Annotated in this window: 21 protein-coding genes; 18 read left to right on the top strand and 3 right to left on the bottom strand. The window is 38.9% G+C overall.

Features of this window, described 5'->3' with window-relative positions:
- The first annotated feature begins 65 nt into the window (after positions 1 to 65).
- The gene (locus H4J57_RS00965; RefSeq protein ID WP_070374661.1) at positions 66 to 584 is read left to right on the top strand and encodes a TIGR03546 family protein; all 519 of its coding nucleotides are present in this window, start codon (positions 66 to 68) and stop codon (positions 582 to 584) included.
- Entirely contained in the window at positions 584 to 2,380 is a 1,797-nt protein-coding gene (locus tag H4J57_RS00960; protein ID WP_182241691.1) for a TIGR03545 family protein, read from the top strand. The genes H4J57_RS00965 and H4J57_RS00960 overlap by 1 nt, the downstream gene beginning before the upstream one ends.
- A gap of 180 nt (positions 2,381 to 2,560) precedes the next feature.
- Here H4J57_RS00960 and flgN read toward each other — a convergent pair whose 3' ends face one another.
- The 3 genes from flgN to flgA form a co-directional block, all read right to left on the bottom strand.
- Positions 2,561 to 2,989, bottom strand: a complete 429-nt coding sequence (gene flgN, locus H4J57_RS00955) for a flagellar export chaperone FlgN (protein WP_182213485.1) — start codon at positions 2,987 to 2,989, stop codon at positions 2,561 to 2,563.
- 37 nt (positions 2,990 to 3,026) lie between these two features.
- Positions 3,027 to 3,341 (bottom strand): flagellar biosynthesis anti-sigma factor FlgM, encoded by a 315-nt coding sequence (flgM, locus tag H4J57_RS00950; protein WP_070374658.1) that lies wholly within the window; start codon positions 3,339 to 3,341, stop codon positions 3,027 to 3,029.
- Between the two features lie 74 nt (positions 3,342 to 3,415).
- Complete coding sequence (flgA, locus tag H4J57_RS00945) at positions 3,416 to 4,108, bottom strand: flagellar basal body P-ring formation chaperone FlgA (protein WP_182241690.1); 693 nt, start codon at positions 4,106 to 4,108, stop codon at positions 3,416 to 3,418.
- 183 nt (positions 4,109 to 4,291) lie between these two features.
- Here flgA and H4J57_RS00940 point away from each other — a divergent pair, with 183 nt between their 5' ends.
- The 16 genes from H4J57_RS00940 (at position 4,292) to H4J57_RS00865 (ending at position 22,195) form a co-directional block, all read left to right on the top strand.
- Positions 4,292 to 5,239 carry a chemotaxis protein gene (locus H4J57_RS00940; protein WP_182213488.1) on the top strand — a complete coding sequence of 316 codons (948 nt, stop codon included), beginning with the start codon at positions 4,292 to 4,294 and terminating at the stop codon, positions 5,237 to 5,239.
- A gap of 65 nt (positions 5,240 to 5,304) precedes the next feature.
- A complete protein-coding gene (locus H4J57_RS00935) occupies positions 5,305 to 6,138 on the top strand; it encodes a protein-glutamate O-methyltransferase CheR (protein WP_182213490.1) in 834 nt (277 codons plus the stop codon).
- 70 nt (positions 6,139 to 6,208) lie between these two features.
- Positions 6,209 to 6,610 (top strand): flagellar basal body rod protein FlgB, encoded by a 402-nt coding sequence (flgB, locus tag H4J57_RS00930; protein WP_070374654.1) that lies wholly within the window; start codon positions 6,209 to 6,211, stop codon positions 6,608 to 6,610.
- Positions 6,611 to 6,612: 2 nt separating this feature from the next.
- Complete coding sequence (gene flgC / locus H4J57_RS00925; RefSeq protein ID WP_070374653.1) at positions 6,613 to 7,032, top strand: flagellar basal body rod protein FlgC; 420 nt, start codon at positions 6,613 to 6,615, stop codon at positions 7,030 to 7,032.
- Between the two features lie 21 nt (positions 7,033 to 7,053).
- Positions 7,054 to 7,740: a flagellar hook assembly protein FlgD gene (locus H4J57_RS00920; protein ID WP_182213492.1), complete on the top strand. Its 687-nt coding sequence runs from the start codon at positions 7,054 to 7,056 to the stop codon at positions 7,738 to 7,740.
- A gap of 112 nt (positions 7,741 to 7,852) precedes the next feature.
- Complete coding sequence (flgE, locus tag H4J57_RS00915) at positions 7,853 to 9,268, top strand: flagellar hook protein FlgE (protein WP_182221081.1); 1,416 nt, start codon at positions 7,853 to 7,855, stop codon at positions 9,266 to 9,268.
- Between the two features lie 331 nt (positions 9,269 to 9,599).
- A complete protein-coding gene (flgF, locus tag H4J57_RS00910; protein WP_146799142.1) occupies positions 9,600 to 10,343 on the top strand; it encodes a flagellar basal-body rod protein FlgF in 744 nt (247 codons plus the stop codon).
- Positions 10,344 to 10,371: 28 nt separating this feature from the next.
- Entirely contained in the window at positions 10,372 to 11,160 is a 789-nt protein-coding gene (flgG, locus tag H4J57_RS00905) for a flagellar basal-body rod protein FlgG (protein WP_070374649.1), read from the top strand.
- Positions 11,161 to 11,176: 16 nt separating this feature from the next.
- The gene (gene flgH / locus H4J57_RS00900; RefSeq protein WP_070374648.1) at positions 11,177 to 11,860 is read left to right on the top strand and encodes a flagellar basal body L-ring protein FlgH; all 684 of its coding nucleotides are present in this window, start codon (positions 11,177 to 11,179) and stop codon (positions 11,858 to 11,860) included.
- Positions 11,861 to 11,895: 35 nt separating this feature from the next.
- Positions 11,896 to 13,020 (top strand): flagellar basal body P-ring protein FlgI, encoded by a 1,125-nt coding sequence (locus tag H4J57_RS00895; RefSeq protein ID WP_404842388.1) that lies wholly within the window; start codon positions 11,896 to 11,898, stop codon positions 13,018 to 13,020.
- A gap of 15 nt (positions 13,021 to 13,035) precedes the next feature.
- Positions 13,036 to 14,151 (top strand): flagellar assembly peptidoglycan hydrolase FlgJ, encoded by a 1,116-nt coding sequence (gene flgJ / locus H4J57_RS00890; RefSeq protein ID WP_070374647.1) that lies wholly within the window; start codon positions 13,036 to 13,038, stop codon positions 14,149 to 14,151.
- Positions 14,152 to 14,205: 54 nt separating this feature from the next.
- The gene (flgK, locus tag H4J57_RS00885) at positions 14,206 to 16,239 is read left to right on the top strand and encodes a flagellar hook-associated protein FlgK (RefSeq protein ID WP_182241689.1); all 2,034 of its coding nucleotides are present in this window, start codon (positions 14,206 to 14,208) and stop codon (positions 16,237 to 16,239) included.
- 9 nt (positions 16,240 to 16,248) lie between these two features.
- Complete coding sequence (gene flgL / locus H4J57_RS00880) at positions 16,249 to 17,454, top strand: flagellar hook-associated protein FlgL (protein WP_182241688.1); 1,206 nt, start codon at positions 16,249 to 16,251, stop codon at positions 17,452 to 17,454.
- Positions 17,455 to 17,630: 176 nt separating this feature from the next.
- Complete coding sequence (locus H4J57_RS00875) at positions 17,631 to 19,076, top strand: flagellin (RefSeq protein WP_182241687.1); 1,446 nt, start codon at positions 17,631 to 17,633, stop codon at positions 19,074 to 19,076.
- An 87-nt stretch (positions 19,077 to 19,163) separates the two neighbouring features.
- Positions 19,164 to 20,618 carry a tetratricopeptide repeat protein gene (locus H4J57_RS00870; protein ID WP_182241686.1) on the top strand — a complete coding sequence of 485 codons (1,455 nt, stop codon included), beginning with the start codon at positions 19,164 to 19,166 and terminating at the stop codon, positions 20,616 to 20,618.
- 131 nt (positions 20,619 to 20,749) lie between these two features.
- Positions 20,750 to 22,195, top strand: a complete 1,446-nt coding sequence (locus tag H4J57_RS00865; protein ID WP_182241685.1) for a flagellin — start codon at positions 20,750 to 20,752, stop codon at positions 22,193 to 22,195.
- The last annotated feature ends 16 nt before the right edge of the window (positions 22,196 to 22,211 follow it).

Genomic DNA, 22,211 nt, shown 5'->3' with positions numbered 1-22,211 from the left:
TATACTTAACCCACTAAGCTTTAAGTGGTAAATACATAGCAAGAGAACACAAAAAAGGAAAAGGAATGCTTACATTACTCGCTAAACTGTTCAATGCACTGAACTCAGAAAGCTCTACTCGGCAAATATCATTGGCCATAGCGTTAGGTTTTATCGTTGGACTATCACCACTGCTTACCTTGCATAATATTGCTTTTATATTCGTGGTTTTATTTTTAAGAGTCAATATCGGCGGTTTTATAGTCGCTTGGGGATTCTTTAAAGGGTTAAGTTATTTGTTGTCATCATTGATCGTCACTGTTGGTGAGTCATTACTAACAGCAAAGTCATTACACCCTTTATTTGATGCTTTATATCAGTCTTCGTTATTTAAACTAGGCCATCTTCACCATACTTATACGTTGGGTGCTTTGGTGCTTGGCTGTTTATTAGCGGTGCCGTTATATTATCTAAGTAATTTTTTAATTGAAAAGTATCGACTACATATTAAAGCCTTCTTTGAGAAGTTCCGTATTGTTAAGGCATTAAAAGCATCAAAGTTCTACCGTATTTATAGCCACGTTTCTGGCCAAGGAGAGTTGTAATGAGTCGTTTTATTCGTTGGAAAGGGCTAGTCGGTTTTTTTGTGGTCATGGGATTGATGATCGCTTTTATTTATTTATTTGCAGACGCTTTAGTTAAGAAAGGTATAGAAAAATCAGGCGAATGGTATCTAGGTGCTGAGGTTAATGTTAGTGAAGTTGAAATTAACTATTTACCCTTAACACTGAGTATTGAAGGTTTCCAAGCAACTGATCCTGAAAAACCTAGCCATAATTTGGTGAGTTTTTCACAAGCCTCAGCCGGTGTCGATGTTTGGCAATATTTATTTGGTAAGTTATATATTAGCGAGTTAAACGTTGCTGAGTTAAGAATCGATCAGCCTAGGCAGTCTGTAGGTGAAGTCTACAGACTTGGTGATGAAACTGAAAATGGCAGTGACGGTGTAGGTGATTCAATGTTACCTAAACTTGATGTTAGCCTACCTAAAGCTGAAGATTTACTCAATAATAGTGATTTGCTAACGGTCAAGCGTGGCAAAGCTTTAGAGCAAAGTTATCAAATCGAAAAGAAAAAGCTGCAAGCTGCTTATGAAACACTTCCGACTAAAGACGCGTTAGCAGACTATAAAAAGCAAGTAGAGCAACTCGCTAATATTAAGATAGAAAGTTTAGCCGATCTTGAAAAGCTTAATAAAGATTTTACTGCGCTAAAAACGAAGTTTGAAGCTGATCAAGTGCTCATGAACAAAGCAAAGCAGCAAGTTAGCGCTTCAAAAACATTATTAAGCGAACAAACTAAAGCTTTAAAAGATGCGCCAAGCGCCGATTGGAAAAACATTGAGAGCAAGTACCAACTTGACAGTGTCGATGGTGCTGATTTTGCTCACTTGTTGTTTGGTGAACAAGCAAGAGAATACTTTGGTTATGCTGATACTGTTTATCGAAATATAGCACCGCTAATTAAATCTTCAAAAGTCGACAAAGAAGCACCAGTAGCAAGCGATCAAGGTCGTTATGTGCAGTTTAATGATGAAACACCATTGCCCGACGTACTTATCGAACAAGCAAATTTTTCTTTAATATTGCCACAAGGTGAATTTGCAATTAGCGGCAAAGAATTGACACATCAGCACTGGGTACGAGGTAATAACAGTGTTATTAACGTTAAAAGTGACAATGTACAGGGATCGGGGGAATTAACCTTAGGGTTAGCTTTCTCACTAGATAAGCAAGATGTTTTAACAGGTAAGGGGCAGTGGCAACTTGCCGATGTCATCTTAAAAGATGTTTCACTACAAAAATCAAGTGCTTTTACTTTAGATCTTAACAGTGGCTTATTATCAGGTAAGGGGGCTTTTTCATTCATTGATGACCAAATTGACAGTGAAAATAAACTTAACCTGGCTAATACTCAATATAGTGGTGCTGGCACTTCGAAGTTAAGTACACTCTTTATTGACACAGTTCAGTCTCTTAAGTCGTTGGCGTTAACCATAGCTGCAAAAGGTAAAATAACGGCTCCGACGTTATCTATCTCATCACCACTTGATAACCAATTAAAAGATTCAATGGTGCAGCAAGTATCAACTAAATTAACAAGCTTCAAATCTGACATTAAAGCAGGGTTAAACACTAAGCTTACTCAAGCTTTAGGGGGAAGTAATAAGGAAGCCGAGTCTCTAATGGATGTTGAAGCACTGATTGGAGATAGCGATAAAGCATTAGATGAGCTGATTAACTCAGATATCGTCGCAGCGAAAAAGAAAGAGTTTGAAGATAAACAAAAAGATAAGCTCAAAGATAAAGCAAAAGAAAAACTAGGGAAGCTATTTGGTTAGGCTTGCTTAGCTTACTCATCATTAATGACAAGTTTACGCTCAGCTATCGTAGTTGCCAAAGGGGAGCTGAGCGGCCAAGCTAAACTCGTTTAATAAAGTCGTTTTAGTTTTTTCTGTAAAAAAAGCCTCAGCTTATTATTAAGTTGAGGCTTTTTGTTGTTAATTAGCGTGTTGTTTTTACTAAGCTTTAATGCCTAAACTGCTAAGGCCACCACTTTTCTTGCCCTTACTATTGTAGGTCATTGATGAGCGGTTATGATTCTCAAGCAAGGAGTTTTTCATGCGTTCAGCGGCAAGTGAAGATTGCTGTATGATTTGACCGTTAACCTGATTTTTGTCTTTACAACGCAGTAAAATAGCTTCAATTTCAGCAATCTCTTGCTGATGAATACCTGATTTAACTTCGTTTTTCAAAATAATATTTTGAGCGTTTTGTTCATCAAGTTGCTGTATGGCTTTTAGCAAAGCCTCTTTTTGCTCAGTCACGGCAGTTAATGCTTGTGGGCTTTGTTTTTGTAAGACTTCTTTTTCAACACTGAGCAGCTCTTCAAGCTGCTGTAGGTTATGTAACTGTTGAGCAATTAATTGCTCTGCTGCTAACGCTGTCATCAGGTGTAACTCCTGTGATTAGGTTAACAGTAAACTGTTAGCCTAGTTTAAATTCGAAATTTGCTATACTGGCAGCAAGCTTTTCAGGATCAACTTTATACTCACCATTTGCAATGGCTTTTTTGAGTTGATCGATTTTTTTCTGATCAACGGCTGGTGCGTCATTCGCTTTCTTTTGTAACTCATTTAACTGTTGAGCTTGTGGTGTTAAAGAGACTGAATCTTTACCTACAGATCTTCCTTGTTCACTACTTGCTGCATTTTGTGTGGCTTGCTGTTTGACTTGTACTTGTTGATCAAGCTTTTGCTTTACCTGACTGTTGTTTGACAAGTTATTGATATTTATAGCCATAATACTATCCTATAGATAACGGGTTGATATTCACTATCTTGTTATCGGCAAGCAGCCTAATAACTTAACCATTATTATAAATTAATTATCACTTCGTTGATAGCCGATACTCGCCCTGTTACCGTTCTACCACTGCCTTCATTTTCAACCGCTATTTGCTCGCCAAGCCCGCCGTCTTCAAGGGCTATGCCGGAGGTTTTTATTGTCAAGGTATTCGATTGCGCAATAAGCGTGACATGGCTGCCTTTGCAAACAAAACAAATATTTTTTTTAGTTAGAATGACACCCGCCCTCAACTTTCTTTTAGCTCTGGTACCAATAACGATTCTGGTATCATCTAAGCTCTCACCACGAATTCTATATTTATCGCGATATTCAATGGTGACATTTGAACTATCAACTCTACTGCCCTTACTAATGATACTTTTTGCAACAACTACCGGTATGACCACTTGAATTTTTGCAGGAATATAAAGATACCAAGACGATGGGTCGTCGCAATTTATTTTAACATTTACGTTTCTACCATTATGATTTTCAGGTATATTTGCGATTAAAGGTGTTAAACAAGGTTTAATAATAATTCTGGGATCTAAAGTAGAGACTGAAACGTTTATCTTTCCTTGCTTTGGCAATGGCGTGTTATTTTTTATAAATTGGGTAACAAAATCTTGAAGTTGCTGTCTGTCCATCGTTTGGGCAAAGGCTATATTTGAAAAAAGCGCTGAGATTAGCGAAAGAATGATAAATATCTTGAATATGCTCATAAATTTGTCAACTATTTGCTAGGGAAATTAAAATACTCGTCTATGCTTAATTTATGTATAGTTTAACAATAATTAAAAACAGACGAATACGCACTAAACGTCAAAAAATTGAACGTTCAATATGTATCTGTAAGCACAATCAAGAAGTGTGCCTTTTTGTGAATTAAGTAAAATGAGGTTTGTATGGCAGGAATTTTAGACTCAGTAAATCAACGCACTCAGTTGGTTGGACAGAATAGGCTTGAATTATTACTTTTTCGTTTAATCGGACCACAACGTTTTGGTATTAATGTTTTTAAAGTACGTGAAGTTATGCCTTGTCCGCGCTTAACCTTACTGCCAGGACAAGACCCTTTTATTAAAGGTGTTGCCCATATTCGTGGCCAAACCATTTCAGTGATCGATTTGAGCAAATCGACAGGTGGCCCAGAAATAGTGCCAGATGAAAATTCCTTTGTCATTATTGCAGAATATAATCGCAGTGTGCAGGGCTTTTTAGTTGGCGGTGTTGAGAGAATCGTCACGTTAAGCTGGAAAGATATCATGCCCCCTCCAGAAGGTGCTGGCAAATCAAGCTATTTAACGGCGGTTACAGAAATAGACAAAAAAATGGTCTCTATTTTAGATGTAGAGAAAATTTTAAATGAAATTAGTCCTATTTCAACAGAACTCAGTGAAGGTGTTGTTGATGCGAGTGTCGGAGTTAGTCTTGGCGAACGGGTAATTATGATCGCGGATGATTCAACCGTAGCTCGAAATCAGGTGAGAAGAGCTCTAGAGCCATTAGGCTTAACAATGTTGTTAGCTAAAAATGGCCAAGACGCTTTAGATCAATTACTTGCTATAGAAGCCGAGTGTCATACATCAATTACCGAAAAAGTGGCTTTACTTATCTCTGATATAGAAATGCCTGAAATGGACGGTTACACCTTAACCGCTGAGATTAAAAATAATGATCGATTGAAAGCCATGCCGGTTATTTTACATACTTCGCTAAGTGGTGTTTTTAATAATGCCATGGTTGCTAAAGTCGGTGCAGAAGATTTTATTCCAAAGTTTCATCCTGATGAGTTAGCCACAGCAGTAAAAAAATGGTTAAAGAAAGATGAACTAGCAAATAATGCTAATTAACCCATTGTTTTTAGCGTATTCTATCGTTAATTAATGATAATAATAATTTAAGGCGGAATATCGAAGTGTCAATCCGACAGCTTGATGATAGCAGTTATCATCAGTTTAGAGTCTTCCTAGAGAAGCAATGTGGCATCGTCTTAGGTGAAAATAAACAATACCTAGTAAAAAGCCGTTTAGCCCCTTTAATGGCGAAATTTGATGTTACCACATTAGGTGATTTAGTCACTCGTACTCTCAGTCCAATTGAAAGGCAGTTACGCGCCGCAGTTATCGATGCCATGACGACCAACGAAACCTTGTGGTTTCGCGATGAGTACCCCTTTGAACTATTGAAAAAACGCTTACTTCCTGAGTTTAAAAATCAAAGAACGCCTTTAAAAATTTGGTCAGCGGCAAGTTCTTCAGGTCAAGAACCTTATTCTATTGCGATGGCAGTTCAAGAATTTAAGCAAAGTAATCCTGCTGCGTTTTCGGGGGGTGTTCAAATTATTGGCACTGATATCTCCAATACTATGCTTGAGCATTGTAAGTATGGCCATTATGACAATTTAGCTTTGTCACGAGGTTTATCAGCCGAACGCAAAAGAATGTTTTTTGAAAATGGCGATAAAGGTATGTCAAAAGTCAAAGACTCGGTTAAGAAAATGGTTAGCTTTAGACAACTAAATCTTCTAAATAGTTATAGTTTAATGGGTAAGTTTGATATTGTATTTTGCCGTAACGTATTGATTTACTTCGCACCAGAAATTAAAAAGCAAATAATATCTCAAATTGAAGGCGTGCTAAATCCTAACGGCTATCTCTTTCTTGGCGCCTCGGAATCCTTAACGGGTTTAAACCAAAACTTTGATATGGTTCGCTGTAATCCTGGTATCATTTACCAGAAAAAGACTTAATATCCCCCCACTAAACTCCCCGTTGGCATAGAAATTGTATAGTTATCTTCATTGATTTGGAGGTAACACTATGGCTATCACTTTTGAAAAAGCACTTGGCATTCACCCACAAACACTTGCTGTTCGTTCTAAACGTGCAGAAGTTATTGCTAGTAATATTGCTAATGCAGATACACCCGGCTATAAAGCCAAGGGCATGGACTTTAAGTCTGCCTTAGCGCAAGCCTCTCAAAAGCAACAATCAGGTATGTCACGAACCCACGAAAAGCATTTTGATGTTCGCATTGCAACCAATAATGGTGTGCAATTTAGAACACCAGATCAACCAGATACTGGCGATGGTAATACCGTAGATGCACAAGTGGAACGAAACTTGTATCTAGAAAACTCAATGCAGTATCAAGCCAGCATTCAATTTCTTACTGGCAGGATTAAAGGCTTGAAAAAAGCCATCACCGGAGCAGGGCAATAATTATGAGCCTATTTAACGTATTTACTATATCTGGCACGGGTATGAGCGCTCAATCTGTTCGCTTAAATACCACCGCAAGTAACATTGCTAATGCTGATAGTGTTAGCAGTAGTGTTGATGCAACCTATCGAGCACGGCATCCGGTTTTTGCCGCAGAGATGCAAAAAGCTGCCGCAGGACAAGATGACTCAGGCGTAGGTGTCAAAGTTTTAGGCATTGTGGAAAGCGATCAGCCTTTAAACATTCAGCACTCTCCGGGACACCCAATGGCAGATAAAGATGGTTTCATTTATAAACCCAATGTAAACGTGATTGAAGAAATGACCAATATGATTTCAGCATCACGCTCATATCAAACAAATGTTCAATTGGCTGAATCAGCAAAAAATATGCTGAATAAAACCTTACAGCTTGGCAAGTAACAATTAAAGGTGGGATAAAATATGGAAACAGTAAGCGGAAGTAAACCTTTAGATGGCATGCGCTGGCAAAAGGAAGATGTTACAACGACGGATAATGGCAATGGTATGTTAACGCAAGAAGATTTCTTTGCGTTACTGACCAAAGAGCTTTCTCATCAAGATCCGACTAAGCCCGTTGAAAATAATGAAATGATTTCGCAAATGACTGCGTTTTCAACGACTGACGGTGTGGCAACGCTAAATGAACAATTTACATCATTTGCTGCATCCATGTCATCGAGTCAAGCATTACAAGCCTCCTCGTTAGTGGGGCGTAGCGTTCTAGTTGATGATAATGTTTTTGGTATGGCTGAAGGTGAAGCCGTTAAAGGCAAAATGATCACTGATAAAGCGGCAAGTAATGTGAATATTTATGTTGAAAACACCGCTGGAGAACTTATTCAAACAGTTCCTGTTGGCAGTGTGGCTGCAGGTGAGTTTACCTTTAATTGGGACGGCAAGATGACAAATGGCGAGCCCGCTCCACAAGGTGCTTATCGTTTTAGAATTGCAGGATTAGTGGAAGGTGAAGCATCAGAATTACAAGCGATGACCTATCGTAAAGTTGATAGTGTGACGTTAGCCGGTGCAGGTGGAAATATTTTATTAAATCTTAATGGTGGCAGTTCCATGGCACTAGCAGATGTGGTGGAAGTATCAGAAGGTTAAATTAATAGTTCTTCGAACTAAATAAATTTAAGCCACTGTTATTTCAATGAAGAGTGAATACTCGAAAATTAGAAATAATTAAGATAAACAGTTTTTTATATGAGGTGCAATTATGTCATTTAATATAGCGTTGAGCGGATTAAACGCTGCTCAAAAAGATTTGGATGTTACATCAAATAACATCGCTAACGTTAATACCACCGGCTTTAAAGAGTCGCGTGCGGAATTTGTTGATGTGTATGCAGCATCATTACTTGCTTCTGGTAAAACAAAAGTGGGTGACGGTGTTTTGACGGCAGATGTCGCTCAGCAGTTTCAGCAAGGTAGTATTCAGTTTACTAATAACGCGTTAGATTTAGCCGTTACGGGTAATGGTTTTTATGCAACAGTACCTGAACTTGACTCCTTAGAAACGTCATATACCCGAGCAGGTCAGTTTAAATTAAACGATAGTAACTTTGTTGTTAACTCTGCGGGTGAGCATTTATTAGGTTTCCCCGTTAACCCTGACGGCACCTCTGCGTCGGTAAGTTTAAGTACGGCAGAGCCTATTCGTATTCCTACGGCCTCTGGTGCTCCTCAAAAAACCAGTGAAGTAGATGTACGAATGAACTTACCTGCGGGTGATTCTTTCATTAGTAGTGCGCCAGGTAACTTTGATCCCGATGATCCTTTGACTTTTAACCATTCAACTTCAGTGACTATTTTTGATTCATTAGGTGATAGTCATATAATGACTTATTACTTTATTAAAGATAATCCTTCGTCTGATGCTAACGAGTGGATGATGTTTGCTGGCGTTGATGGCATACCGGTAGATTTAGCTGATCCAGGTGGACAGACAGATCCAGATCCAACGGCAGCTCCAGGAACGCCAATAACAAATCCACAAGGTGGCGGTAGTTCAGGTCCGTTATCAGCAAGTGGCGGTGTTACTGGCATGCGTATGTACTTTGATTCTTCAGGTGATTTTGTTGCACAATTACCTATGCCAGGTGACGGTGGTGCTATTACCGTGGCACTTGGAGCGACAATATTAGCCAATGGTGCTGATCCAACTCAAACCGTGAAAATTAATTTTAATCTAGACCCTCTTGGCCCTAATCCAAATGAACCTACGCAGTTTGCTTCAAACTTTGAAGTGACTTCGCTTGAGCAAGATGGCTTAGCGGTTGGTCGATTAACCGGTATAGATATTGGTAGTGATGGTTTAATTCGAGCGACTTACAGTAATGGTACCTCAGAACCATTATCACGCATTGCTTTAGTAAACTTTGCCAATGAACAGGGCTTAACGCAAATTGGTAATACTTCATGGAAAGAAAGTATTAGTTCCGGTGAAGCATTGGCTGGTGAGGCGGGTTCAGGTACTTTTGGTACTATTAATTCATCGGCATTAGAGCAATCAAACGTTAACTTAACCACAGAATTAATCGACTTAATTTCAGCACAACGAAATTTTCAGGCTAACTCTCGTGCACTAGAAGTTGATAACCAGCTAAACCAAACTATTCTACAGATTCGATAAATAAATCTTTAAAATAATCTAGTCTATGATAAATAAAAGAGATAAAACGTAAAATGTTTTATCTCTTTTTATGTTCAGGATGAACGGTATAGATGTAGAGCGAAACATAGCTATTCTTAGGCATCCATGTCTTCATCGCATTAATACTTCTTTATGTGTCAATGCCCGAGCAGCGGATGGTCTTTATCAAACCACCTTTCTTTCAAAACCTCAGTCGGTTCCTTTTCGTTGACGATAAAACGATTATTTTTCCATCTTCCTTTTCCTGTTCTATTTCTTCTGGCACTGTTATTGCATTTCTCATTGTAAGATACAATTTTAGAGATCTGTTATGGACAAAATGCTTTATATCGCAATGAGCGGTGCGAAACAAAATATGCATTCGCTTGCCGTTAATGCTAACAACCTTGCTAACGCTAAGACTACGGGTTTTAAAGCCGATTTAGCACAGGCGCGTTCAATGCAAGCTTTTGGCGAAGGCTTGCCTTCTCGTGTGTTTGCCATGACAGAAAATGCCAGCCAAAACTTTGACAGTGGTTCTTTGATGCAAACTTCTAGAGATTTAGATCTTGCCATTCAAGGGCCGGGTTGGTTTGCTGTTCAAGCTGAAAATGGTACTGAAGGTTATACACGTGATGGCCAATTTAGACTCAACGAAGAAGGTGCTTTAGAAACCTCTAAAGGTGAGCTTGTCTTAGGAGATACTGGCCCGATATTTATACCTCTACCAGTCAATAATATTCATATCAGTAAAGATGGCACCATCATGGTTCAGCCTGAAGGAGCACCGAGTTCTCTTCAAGAAGAAGTGGGTCGTCTAAAAATGGTTAACCCGAGGGTGCAAGAGTTAGCAAAAGGTGCTGATGGCTTGTTTCGTCGAAAAGATGGACTAAATGAGAATGCTGACGTCAATGTCAAAGTCGAAAATGGCATGCTTGAAGCAAGTAACGTAAACCCTATTGGGGAGATGACCGCGATGATTTCTTTGCAACGTCAGTTTGAAATGCAATTAAAACTCATGAAAACAGCGGAAGAAGTTGATGCAAGTTCAGCATCTTTATTACGTGCTTTCTAATTTAAATAAATAATTTTTGAGGTGATTTATGAACCCAGCATTATGGATAAGTAAAACAGGGTTAGATGCGCAAACAAAAGATATTGCGGTAATTTCTAATAATTTAGCTAACGCCAGTACCATAGGTTTTAAGAAAAGTCGTGCCGTATTTGAAGATTTACTCTATCAAACGATTAATCAGCCAGGTGGTCGCTCTGCACAAGATACAGAGATGCCTTCAGGCTTAATGCTTGGCGCGGGTACAAAAGTGGTGGCTACGCAAAAAATTCATACCCAAGGTGATATGCAAACTACCGATAACGCTTTAGATCTAATGATCCAAGGTGAAGGTTTTTTTGAAGTGCAACTCCCTGACGGTACATCGTCATATTCAAGAAATGGTCAATTTACCATGGATGAAGAGGGCAATATGGTTACACCGGGCGCGGGTTATTTAATTCAACCACAAATAACTATTCCGCCTGATGCGTTAAGTATTATTGTTTCTCAAGATGGTGAAGTCTCTGTAACTCTTCAGGGGCAACCTGATCCTGCTGTTATCGGTCAAATTAATACAGTTAACTTTGTTAACCCGACTGGTTTGCAGCCAATAGGACAAAATTTATACATTCAAACAGCGGTTAGTGGTGCTCCACAAGAAGGGGTTCCAGGTTTAGAAGGTTTTGGCATGATAGTGCAAGGCGCGCTAGAAACCTCGAATGTAAATACCACCGAAGAACTTGTTAACTTGATTGAAAGTCAACGGGTATATGAAATGAACTCAAAAGTAATTTCAGCAGTTGATGAAATGCTTAGTTATATTAATCAGCAGTTATAGCGTTAAGGAATCTCTTATGAAAATTCACTTAGTCTTAGTTATCTTTTTTTTATCAATAACGGGTTGTGCCAGTGTTGAACAGGCAAAAACGTTACCTGACGATCCTGACTTTGCGCCGATTTTACCCGAAATGGAAGAAGCCTCTATTATCCCGACGGGTTCACTGTTTAGAGCTAACTACGTTAATAATATTTATTCTGACTCAAAAGCTCATCGTGTTGGTGACATTATTTCAGTGACGTTAAGTGAAAGTACACAAGCACAGAAAAATGCTAAAACAGAGTTGAGTAAAGAAAATAGTGCCAGTTTAGATCCTATTATTGGTTTAGGCGGCGCTGCAGTAAACTTTAAAAATAATGCCATTCAATTTGGCTATAACCAAGGCTCTGACTTTAGTGGTGATTCAAAGTCTAACCAAGGTAATAGCTTAAACGGTCATATTTCTGTACATGTTTTGCGTGTTTTGCCCAATGGCAATTTGATGATCCGTGGTGAAAAATGGATGACTTTAAATAACGGTGACGAATTTATTCGCTTAACCGGTGTTATTCGCGCACAAGATATTAGCTCTAGTAACACCATTGTTTCTGGTAAAATCGCCAATGCGCGCATTGAATATGCAGGTACTGGGACTTTTGCTGATGTACAAGAACAAGGTTGGTTATCGAGTTTCTTTACTAGCTCTTGGTGGCCCCTGTAGGGTTAATTGAACATAAACTTTCAATAGGTATTATTATGAACACTTTTTTCACAAGTATGAAAGTTACTGTCTTGGTGCTAACATTTTTGTTTAGTTCGATGAGCTCTGCACAGCGAATTAAAGATTTAGCCGATGTTGCTGGTGTCCGAAGTAATCAATTGATAGGTTATGGTTTAGTGGTGGGTTTACCTGGCACAGGCGAACAAAGTCCATTTACCGAACAAAGTTTTAAAACCATGCTAAGTAATTTTGGTATTACTATGCCGGCTAATTTAAAACCAAAAATTAAAAATGTTGCTGCGGTTGCTGTTCATGCTGAGTTACCCGCATTTACTAAACCCGGCCAAAGAATTGATATTACAGTTTCTTCAATGGGCAGTGCGCAAAGCTTACGTGGTGGAACATTAATACAAACTATTCTCATGGGTATTGATGGCAATGCTTATGCCGTTGCTCAAGGCAGTTTAGTCGTTAGCGGTTTAGGTGCTGAAGGTTTAGATGGCTCAAAAGTTATTGTTAATACCCCAACCGTAGGCCGTATTGCTAATGGTGCTATGGTTGAACGTGAAGTTATTTCACCATTTACTTCTGGCGATTATATTACCTTTAATCTTAGAGATTCTGATTTCAGTAGTGCGAGAAGTTTAGAGCGAGTCATTAATAGCGAGTTTGCTAACATTAACGATCCCGCCACTTTTATTGCTCGCGCTATTGATGCAACTTCTATTCAAGTCAATGCACCAAGAGATGCGAGCCAACGAGTCAGTTTTTTGGCTGCCTTAGAAAACTTAGAATTCGAACCTTCACGTCCGGCGGCGAAAGTTATTGTTAACTCCCGTACTGGTACCATCGTGATCGGCTCTGATGTGCGCTTATTGCCTGCCGCCATTACTCATGGTGGTATTACGGTAACGATTAATGAAACACGAGATGTCTCTCAGCCTAATGCTTTTGCTGATGGTAATACGGCGGTGACGAATCAATCTATTGTTAACGTTAATAAAGATGATAACCGGATGTTTGTTTTTGATCCGGGGGTAAGCTTAGACACACTCGTTCGAGCGATTAATGAAATTGGTGCCGGCCCTGGTGATGTTATGGCTATTCTTGAAGCGCTATCACAAGCGGGTGCATTACGAGGAGAATTGATCATTATTTAATGATCAATAAAGCTTATGATTACACCGAATCAATCATCATTAACTTCATTGGCACCGCAGGCATCTGTGACCGCTAATTCTCAGAATTTTTTAGACATCAATGGCTTGAATTCTATTCGCCAACAGTCTAAAGAAACTGATAAAGGCTCAAAAGATGCGGCTTTACAAACAGCGGCCAAGCAGTTTGAAGCGATTTTTATGCAAATGCTGATGAAAAGTATGCGTAAAGCACAAGACGTTTTAGAGTCAGATAGTCCCTTTAATTCAGAAAGTACAAAATTTTATCGTGATATGCATGACCAACAAATGTCATTAGAATTATCAAATAACGGCTCTTTAGGTTTATCGGACTTAATCGTTCGCCAGCTAGGTGGTGACACTGAAAGTTTTACCCCGCAGTCATTTTTACAAAGTGATAATCGCTTCAGTAAAAGTAACGGCTTACTCAGTGAAGATAATAATAAAGGCAAGTCAATTGTCGACACAGGGATCCTTATTTCGGCAGAGGATCGTCAAACTAATGACTCGGGTGATCGTTCAACTAATAATAGACAAGCATTATTTGATATGCCACAACGAGCGCCTTCTTCGTCTAATACGGTAAATTCGTTAGATAACAAACCGTCTGTTTATGAAATGCTTGCCATGCAAGAGCCTCAGTATCAGCAACCTAAAGACTTTGTTATGGCATTAACTGAAGATGCTAAACGTGTTGAAGAAAAGTTAAATATTCCCTTTGAAGTTGTTATAGCTCAAGCCGCATTAGAAACTGGCTGGGGACAAAAAATCATCAAAACAGAAAGTGGTCAAAGCTCTAATAACTTGTTTAACATTAAAGCCGATAAACGCTGGGATGGCGACAAAATCAATAAGGAAACCCTTGAATTTGAACAAGGTGCTATGGTTAAAAAACGTGAGCCCTTTCGCGTTTATGAAACCATTAGTGACAGCGTTAATGATTACATGCAGTTTCTCTCAAACAGCGAGCGCTATAAAAATGCATTAGACAAAGCTGGCGATGTGGAACACTTCCTGCATAACCTACAGAGTGCTGGTTATGCGACGGATCCCAAATACGCAGAAAAAATTAAGGGAACACTACGAACCGTAACCAGTTTACTAAATAAGTAAATAAGCGCTCAGCATATAAATGCATTGAGTTTTGGTTAGGTTAGGAGTGAAGTCATGTCGGTTAACTTATATAACACAGGTGTTAGTGGTTTACTTGCCGCACAGCAGCAGCTGGCGACAACGGGTCATAATATTGCCAATGTTAATACAGAGGGTTATAGCCGACAACGCGCAGAACAAAATTCATCGGTAGGTTTATTCAGTGGCGGCAACTATGTTGGCTCTGGTACCTATGTTAACGATATTACTCGCCTATACGAACAATTCTCCCATAAAGAACAACTGCTTAATCAAAGTAAACTCGGTAATGCTGACTTATTACAAGGGCGTTTAACACAACTAGACCAAGTAATGAGTACCTCAGGTAACGCCGTGGTGGGTTCACTTGACAGTTTTTACCAATCACTCAATGGCGTTGCTGACAATCCTAATGATTTAGGTTTACGCAGTATTGTGCTTAATCAAGCGAATATTTTAAGCAAAGACTTTAATGAGCTGACTAATAATTTTGACAATATGACCAAAGCGGTCAACGGTGAAATTGAACAAATTGCTACTAAGATTTCTGAAATATCCAATGAATTAGCAAAAATTAATGAAACCATTATGCAAACTCAAGGATTAAATCAAACAGGGCAACCTAATGATTTACTTGATAAACGAGATCGATTAATTGGTGAGCTAAGTAAGTTTACCAAAGTGACTACCGTAGAAGATGCTAACGGTGTACTCACTGTAATGATAGGACAAGGTACGACATTGGTTGCTGGTATTACGCCAATGACAGTACAAGTTAAGGCTGGCGATCCCGATCCAAATAAAACCCAGCTAAGTTTAGTCAGTGGCAATAGTCGTGTGGCATTAAATGGTTCTACGTTAGGTGGCTCTTTAGCGGCAAACTTTGAATTTAGAGACCAGCATTTAAATCAAACGCGTAAAGAAATTGATCGCTTAGCTATGTCTATATCGTCAATATTAAACGACAGTCAAGCCAGTGGTTTAGATCTAAATGGTGTTCAAGGGGCAAATTTTTTCACCGATATTAATGCGACACAATTACAACAAGGTCGTGTGCTAGCTCCTTCATCAAACACGGGGACCACACAACCTCAAGTGGTTATCAACGACGTTTCTTTATTATCTACTGATGACTTTGAAGTACGTTACGATGGTACTGATTTTACGTTATATAATTTGACTACCGGTGGAAGCGAAAATCTAGGGATGCCTGGTACAGGTACGCCTGCAGGTACTCATACTGCCACTTCACCCGATTACGGTTTCTCATTTATTGAAACAGCGGGTGGCACGCTTCAGGCAGGTGACAAGTTTACTATTGTACCGACCAAAAACAGTGCGGCATTAATGCAAGCGACATTAACTGACGCTAATGCCATCGCAGCAAGTACAGCGATTGCGGTGACACCGTCGAGTAACAATATTAGCAATGGTAAAATAGAAATTACTAATGTGACTAACCCTGTTGCGGCGAGTGCATATGATATCACTGTTGACGTATATGAAACACCACCACCACCACTGCCAGCACCTCAAATACCTACCGGTATATATGAGTATCGAGTCTATAACACATCAACGCCACCACCTGGAACGCCGGCCATAGCATCAGGCAGTTATGCAACAGGGGCGAGTGCTATTATTGATATTCCTGCCGGCTCACCTGATTTTCAAATTGAAATTAAAGGTGATCTTGCTGGTTCAGGCGCTAATGCACGTGAAACGTTTACCTTAGGTAACGCTTTTGGCGTTGGTAATGGTAACCATGCAGTTGCTATGGCAAAGACCCAAGAAATAGGTGTGGTCAATGCGGGAAAACAAACCTTTAGCGAAAGCTTAGCCGTTTCAACCTCAATAGTAGGTTCAAAAGCGAGTAATGCTGATTTATCAGCAGATACCGCACAGGCCTTATTTACTCAAGCTTATAACCGCAATCAAGCGACATCAGGTGTAAATCTTGATGAAGAAGCTGCCAACCTTTTGAGATATCAACAAGCTTATCAAGCGGCATCACAAATAATCTCTACAGCAAATACTATTTTTGACACCATTTTATCGGCAGTCAGGTAAGGAATTTTTATGCGCGTTTCTACAGCTCAGTTTTACTTACAAAGTTCACAGCAAATGAGCCAAAAAAGCTCTGATGTTAATGATCAAATGGCTTACTTATCAAGTGGTAAACGAGTGTTAACCGCAAAAGACGATGCTATTTCTTATAGTACCTTAGCTGGCTATAACAATGACTTAGCCAACATAGAAAAATATAAACGCAATATTACTATGGCTGAAAGTCATAATAATATGCAAGAAATTGTTTTTGCTGATGCAGATCTTATTCTAGATAAAATAAAGTCTGATATGTTGCTTGCCAATAATGGTCGTATGTCAAGTGAAGACCTACAATCGCTCGCTGAACAAGTAAAAAGTAGTTTTAGTCAATTACTTGATCTTGCTAATAGTCAAAATGAAAATGGTGACTATATTTTTTCTGGCTATCAAACCGAACAAAAACCTTTCAGCCAAAATGTTGACGGCAGTGTTGCTTATAATGGTGACTCGGGTGTTAGAGAGCTACAAATTGCTAAGAATATTAATATAGCCACTAATCAAGCGGGCGATGCAGCTTTTTTAAAGGTTGAAAACCCCATAGGTAATTTTACCGCTAATTATACCGCGAACACCTCAGGTGTTGCGGTTGAAAGTGCCCAAATAACTAACCGTGATAGCTACAACTCTAGTGCGCTGCCGCACGACTACACTTTTACTTTTGACGCGGTCACTAATGATTTAACCGTAACAGGCAGTGCCGGCATAGTTTTTCCTGCTGCGCCCTATACCGCAGGTCAAACCATTTCCTTTGACGGCATCGACGTTACCCTAAACGGCAATCCTTTGCCGGGTGATAGCTTTACCATCAGCGAGCAAGATGAAGTGAGTGTTTTTGACACCATTAATGAGACAATTTCTTGGATGGAGCGAGGAAGTTCTACGATTGATCAAGAACAGCATCAAGTAGATTACAACACCTTACTTAACCAGCTTGATTCAGCGATGAACCATATAACGTCAAGGCGTGTTGACTCAGGTATTCGCTTACAAACACTTGAAAGCCAAGAGAACCGTCATCTTGATTCAGCCCTAAATCTAGCTAAAGGAAAATCTAATATCGAAGATTTAGATTTTGCCAAAGCTATTTCTGAGTTTGAACAATCAAAATTAGCCTTACAAGCATCACAACAAGCGTTTAGTAAGGTACAAGGGTTAAGCCTCTTTAATTATATCTAGAGATTAAATACCGTCATTTATTAAGTGGCACAGTTCATGCTTTATTATTAGTACGAATAAAAGACAAATAAACAACAAAAGTCGATATTAAATAACGCAGTTGTTTTTCAATAAGAGTAAAGAGGCTTTTTAAAAAAGCTTCTAATAAATAACATTAATACATTAGGAGTTTTATCATGGCTTTATCAGTAGTTACAAATACCTCATCGTTAAACGCACAGCGTAATTTAACAAAATCTGGTGAAGGCCTTGCGACATCAATGCAACGCTTATCATCAGGTATGCGTATCAACAGCGCGAAAGATGATGCCGCTGGTTTGCAAATATCTAATCGCTTAACCTCACAAATTAATGGTTTAGCAGTGGCGCAGCGAAATGCTAATGATGGTATATCTATGGCGCAAACAGCTGAAGGTGCAATGCAGGCTTCTACAGACATACTACAGCGTATGCGTGAGCTAGCTTTACAATCGGCTAATGGTTCTAATGCAGATTCAGATAGAGAAGCTTTGCAGAAAGAGGTTAGCGCCTTGCAAACTGAATTAACGCGTATATCTGATACCACTTCTTTTGGTTCTCAAAAATTATTAGATGGTACTTTTGGTACTAAAAGCTTCCAGGTTGGTGCTAACTCGAATGAAACTATCTCGATGAGTTTGAGTAGTATCGCTGCTACAGATATTGGTACAAACCAATTAACGCTTGGTGGTACTGGTTTAGGCGCTGCAGTAGCAGGTACTGGTGCTAACGGTGTTACAACTTTATCACCAGCAGTAACCATCACGGGTAAAGATGGTGTAGCGACTGCGTTTGCAACTACAGCCGATGACGGAGCAGATACACTCGCAACAGCTATTAATGCAAAAACATCAACCACAGGTATAACTGCTGATGCAAGGACCGTCGTATCGATTGACAGCTTAAGTGCCGCTGGTGCGACATCATTCACGCTAAATGGCTCAGCTATTTCAGCGACAACATCGAGTGTTACTGATTACGCATCGCTTGCGGAAGCTGTTAATGAAAAGTCAGGGGCGCACGGTATTACAGCAACAGTCGATAATGCATTAGGATTGGTGTTAACAGATGAAAGTGGTAAGGATATCACTATAGGTGGCTTAAGTGGCACTACCGCTGATATTCGTGGTGTCGAGCATGATGGAACAACAGCAAATGCCGCGGTTTTGTCTGGCGTCACTTCAGCAACTGTTGCTGGCTCAGTTAAATTAAACTCAACTGAATCATTTGCGGTAACAAGTGCCAGTGTGGTAATAGAACCAACAGCGGCTCAAATTTCAGCAAGCGTTGATGTCGGAAGTATAAATTTAGGCACTGATAAGGGCGCTCAAGATGCGTTGGACATTATTGATGGAGCGCTTTCTCAAATTGATTCGCAACGAGCGAGCTTAGGTGCTATTCAAAATAGATTTGGTCATACAATTAGTAATTTAGCAAATATTCAAGAGAATGTATCGGCTTCACGTAGCCGTATTCAAGATACTGATTTTGCTGTAGAAACTGCTGTGATGACTAAAAATCAAATCTTGCAACAAGCGGGCACCTCAATTTTAGCGCAAGCGAACCAAATACCACAAGCAGCTATTAGCTTACTTGGCGGTTAGTCTGTTTGGTTCTAGTTTTATTATTTGAAGTGTATAAAGAAGGCAGATAATTGATTGCCTTCTTTTTTTTGTTTAAAGGAGAATATTATGGGAATTAAAGAAAAACTTAATCGTGCTGGTGTTCTTTATAAACAACAAAACTTTGAACCTGCCGTTGATATATTAGAAAAAATATTGAAAAAAAAGCCAAACCTTTTTGATGCTTGCCAACTGTTGGCGCTTACGTTACATGGAATGGGCCATAATGAAGCTGCAATTAAATTGTTTCATAAAACGATTATAAATAACCCAAACCATGCTAGCAGTGTTAGCAATTTAGCTAATGTCTATAGTGATAATGGGCAATTGGAACTTGCGGAAAGTACTTATTTAAAAGCATTAAAAATAGATGGTAATCATAGTGACGCTTTTAATAATTTAGCTAATGTGCAGCGAAAATTAGGTAGGTATTTTGAGGCAGAAAAAAACTATCGGAAAGCTATTTTTTGCGATGCAAGCAAAGCCGAATACTTCTTTAATTTGAGTATATTGCTAAGTGAGCAAGGAATGTTTAAGCAAGCTATTGATATACAATTAAAAGTGCTCGAATTAGATTCAAACTATTCAAATGTTTATATTCATATTTTTAATAACTTCATGCTATTACATCGCTATCAGGATGCATTAGAGTTTGCTGATATCGGTTTATTGAGTAACCGTTTAAATGAGTTTCAGTTATGCGAGCTATTGATTGGTAAAGCTATTTTGTTTTGGCTTTTTGATAATGAGGGAGAGGCGCAGCAAGCAATAATTTTAAGTGAGATAATACATAATATAGAAAATAATCACTTGAACTTGAAAAACCACAAGGTGTTTCATTTATTTATCAAGGGATTACTTGAGTATCGTCAGCGCAACAGATCGAGTTATCAAACAAGTGAAACCCCACCCATTTATTTTATTTCTGAAAGTCATGGCTTTGCTGCTAACGGTATGACGGTCGATTACAAAAGTAGTAAACATGTTATTAAATCCCTTCTTATAACTGGCGCTAAAATATTTCATTTTACGCAAGATAGAGAAAATCAGTCCAAAGCAAGTTTAAATGTGTTATTTAATGGCTTAGCGAAAGGCAGCACTATTGTTCTTGGTTTTGGGGAGATTGACTGTCGAATAAATGAAGGTATTTTTAAATACTGCACTAAATATAATAAAGACTATCATCATATTGTTGATGACATGGTTGAAAAATATATATATATGCTAAAATCAACGGCAAAGACGAATGATTTTAATCTTATTGTTTATGGTGTTCCTGCGCCGCATCCATTTGTTTTGGATCAACTTACAGAGGCGCAAAGAGAAAGTTTTAAGTCATTACTTGCTTATGTTAATCTAAAGCTATCTGTTCATTGTGAAAATAATGATTTACCTTTTTTGGATGTTTATAAGCTTACTAACCTAAATGGAGTCAGTAATTTAAATTATCATAGCGATATTTTTCATGTCAAACCTTCGACTGTACCTGATCTTTTTAAGCAATTAATAGAAAAGATAAAATAAAATAAAAAAAATTAAAGTTAATTCTGTTGTTGCCGTTAAAGGGTGTAGAACGGGAACTTGATGACACATTTGATAGTTCTAAATCTAAAACCTATTTAACGCATTACATAAAAGTAATCAGGAGTTTTAACATGGCTATTTCAGTAAATACTAATGTATCATCATTAAATGCTCAACGTAACTTATCAAAGTCAGGTAACAATTTAGCTACTTCAATGCAACGTTTATCATCAGGTATGCGTATTAACAGCGCGAAAGATGATGCCGCAGGTCTTCAAATTTCAAACCGTTTAACCTCACAAATTAATGGTTTAGGCGTAGCACAACGTAATGCTAATGATGGTATTTCTATGGCGCAAACCGCTGAGGGTGCTATGTCAGCCTCTACTGATATCTTACAACGTATGCGTGAATTAGCATTGCAATCAGCAAATGGTTCAAACTCTGATTCAGACAGAGAGGCACTACAAAAAGAAGTAGGCGCTTTGCAAACTGAATTAACACGTATATCTGACACTACCTCGTTTGGTTCTCAAAAATTACTGGATGGTACTTTTGGTACTAAAAATTTCCAAGTCGGCGCTAATGCAAATGAAAGTATTTCTATGAGTTTGAGTAGTATTGCGGCAGCAGATATTGGAACTAATCAGGTAACACTTGGTGGTACTGGTTTAGGTGCGGCAGTAACAGGTACTGGCAATAATGGTGTGGCTACAGCTGCAACCGCGTTAACCATAACAGGTAAGGATGGTTTAGCAACAACGTTTGCTAGTACTGCGGATGACGGTGCAAACACAATTGCTTCAGCTATTAACGCAAAAACAGCAAATACTGGTGTGACAGCGGATGCAAGAACTGTAGTATCAATAACTGCTTTGAGTACAGCAGGAGCTACATCATTTAGCTTAAATGGCTCAACTGTTTCTGCAACAACCTCAAGTATTACCGACTATGCTTCACTTGCAGCAGCTGTAAATGAAAAGTCAGGAGCTCACGGTGTTACAGCCACTGTTGATGATACCTTAGGTTTGGTACTAACAGATGAAAGTGGTAAAGATATCACTATCGGTGGCTTGAGTGGTCCTACAGCCACAATCCAAGGTGTTGAACATGATGGCAAAACACTTAATGCTACAGCAGCGCTAACTACAGCGACTACAGCAACAGTTGCAGGGTCAATTAAATTAAACTCTACAGAATCATTTGGAGTTTTAGGTGGGGATGCTTCTATAGAACCAACAACTGGACAAATTTCAGCAAGTGTTAATGTTGGGAGTGTAAATTTAGGTACAACCAAAGGCGCTCAAGATGCGCTGGATATTATTGATGGAGCATTAGCTGAAATTGATTCACAAAGAGCTAGCTTAGGTGCTCTGCAAAACCGTTTTGGTCATACGATTAGTAACTTATCTAATATCCAAGAAAACGTTTCGGCATCACGTAGTCGTATCCAAGATACTGACTTTGCGGTAGAAACAGCACAAATGACTAAAAACCAAATATTGCAGCAAGCAGGTACATCAATCTTAGCGCAAGCTAACCAATTACCACAAGCGGCATTAAGCTTAATCGGTTAAGTGAGTAATCGCTAAA

It is taken from the genome of Colwellia sp. BRX8-7, assembly GCF_014077275.1.
In the GTDB taxonomy this organism is placed as follows: domain Bacteria; phylum Pseudomonadota; class Gammaproteobacteria; order Enterobacterales; family Alteromonadaceae; genus Colwellia_A.
Note: the sequence above shows the minus strand (reverse complement) of the source record. Positions and strands in the feature narration are given on the sequence as shown.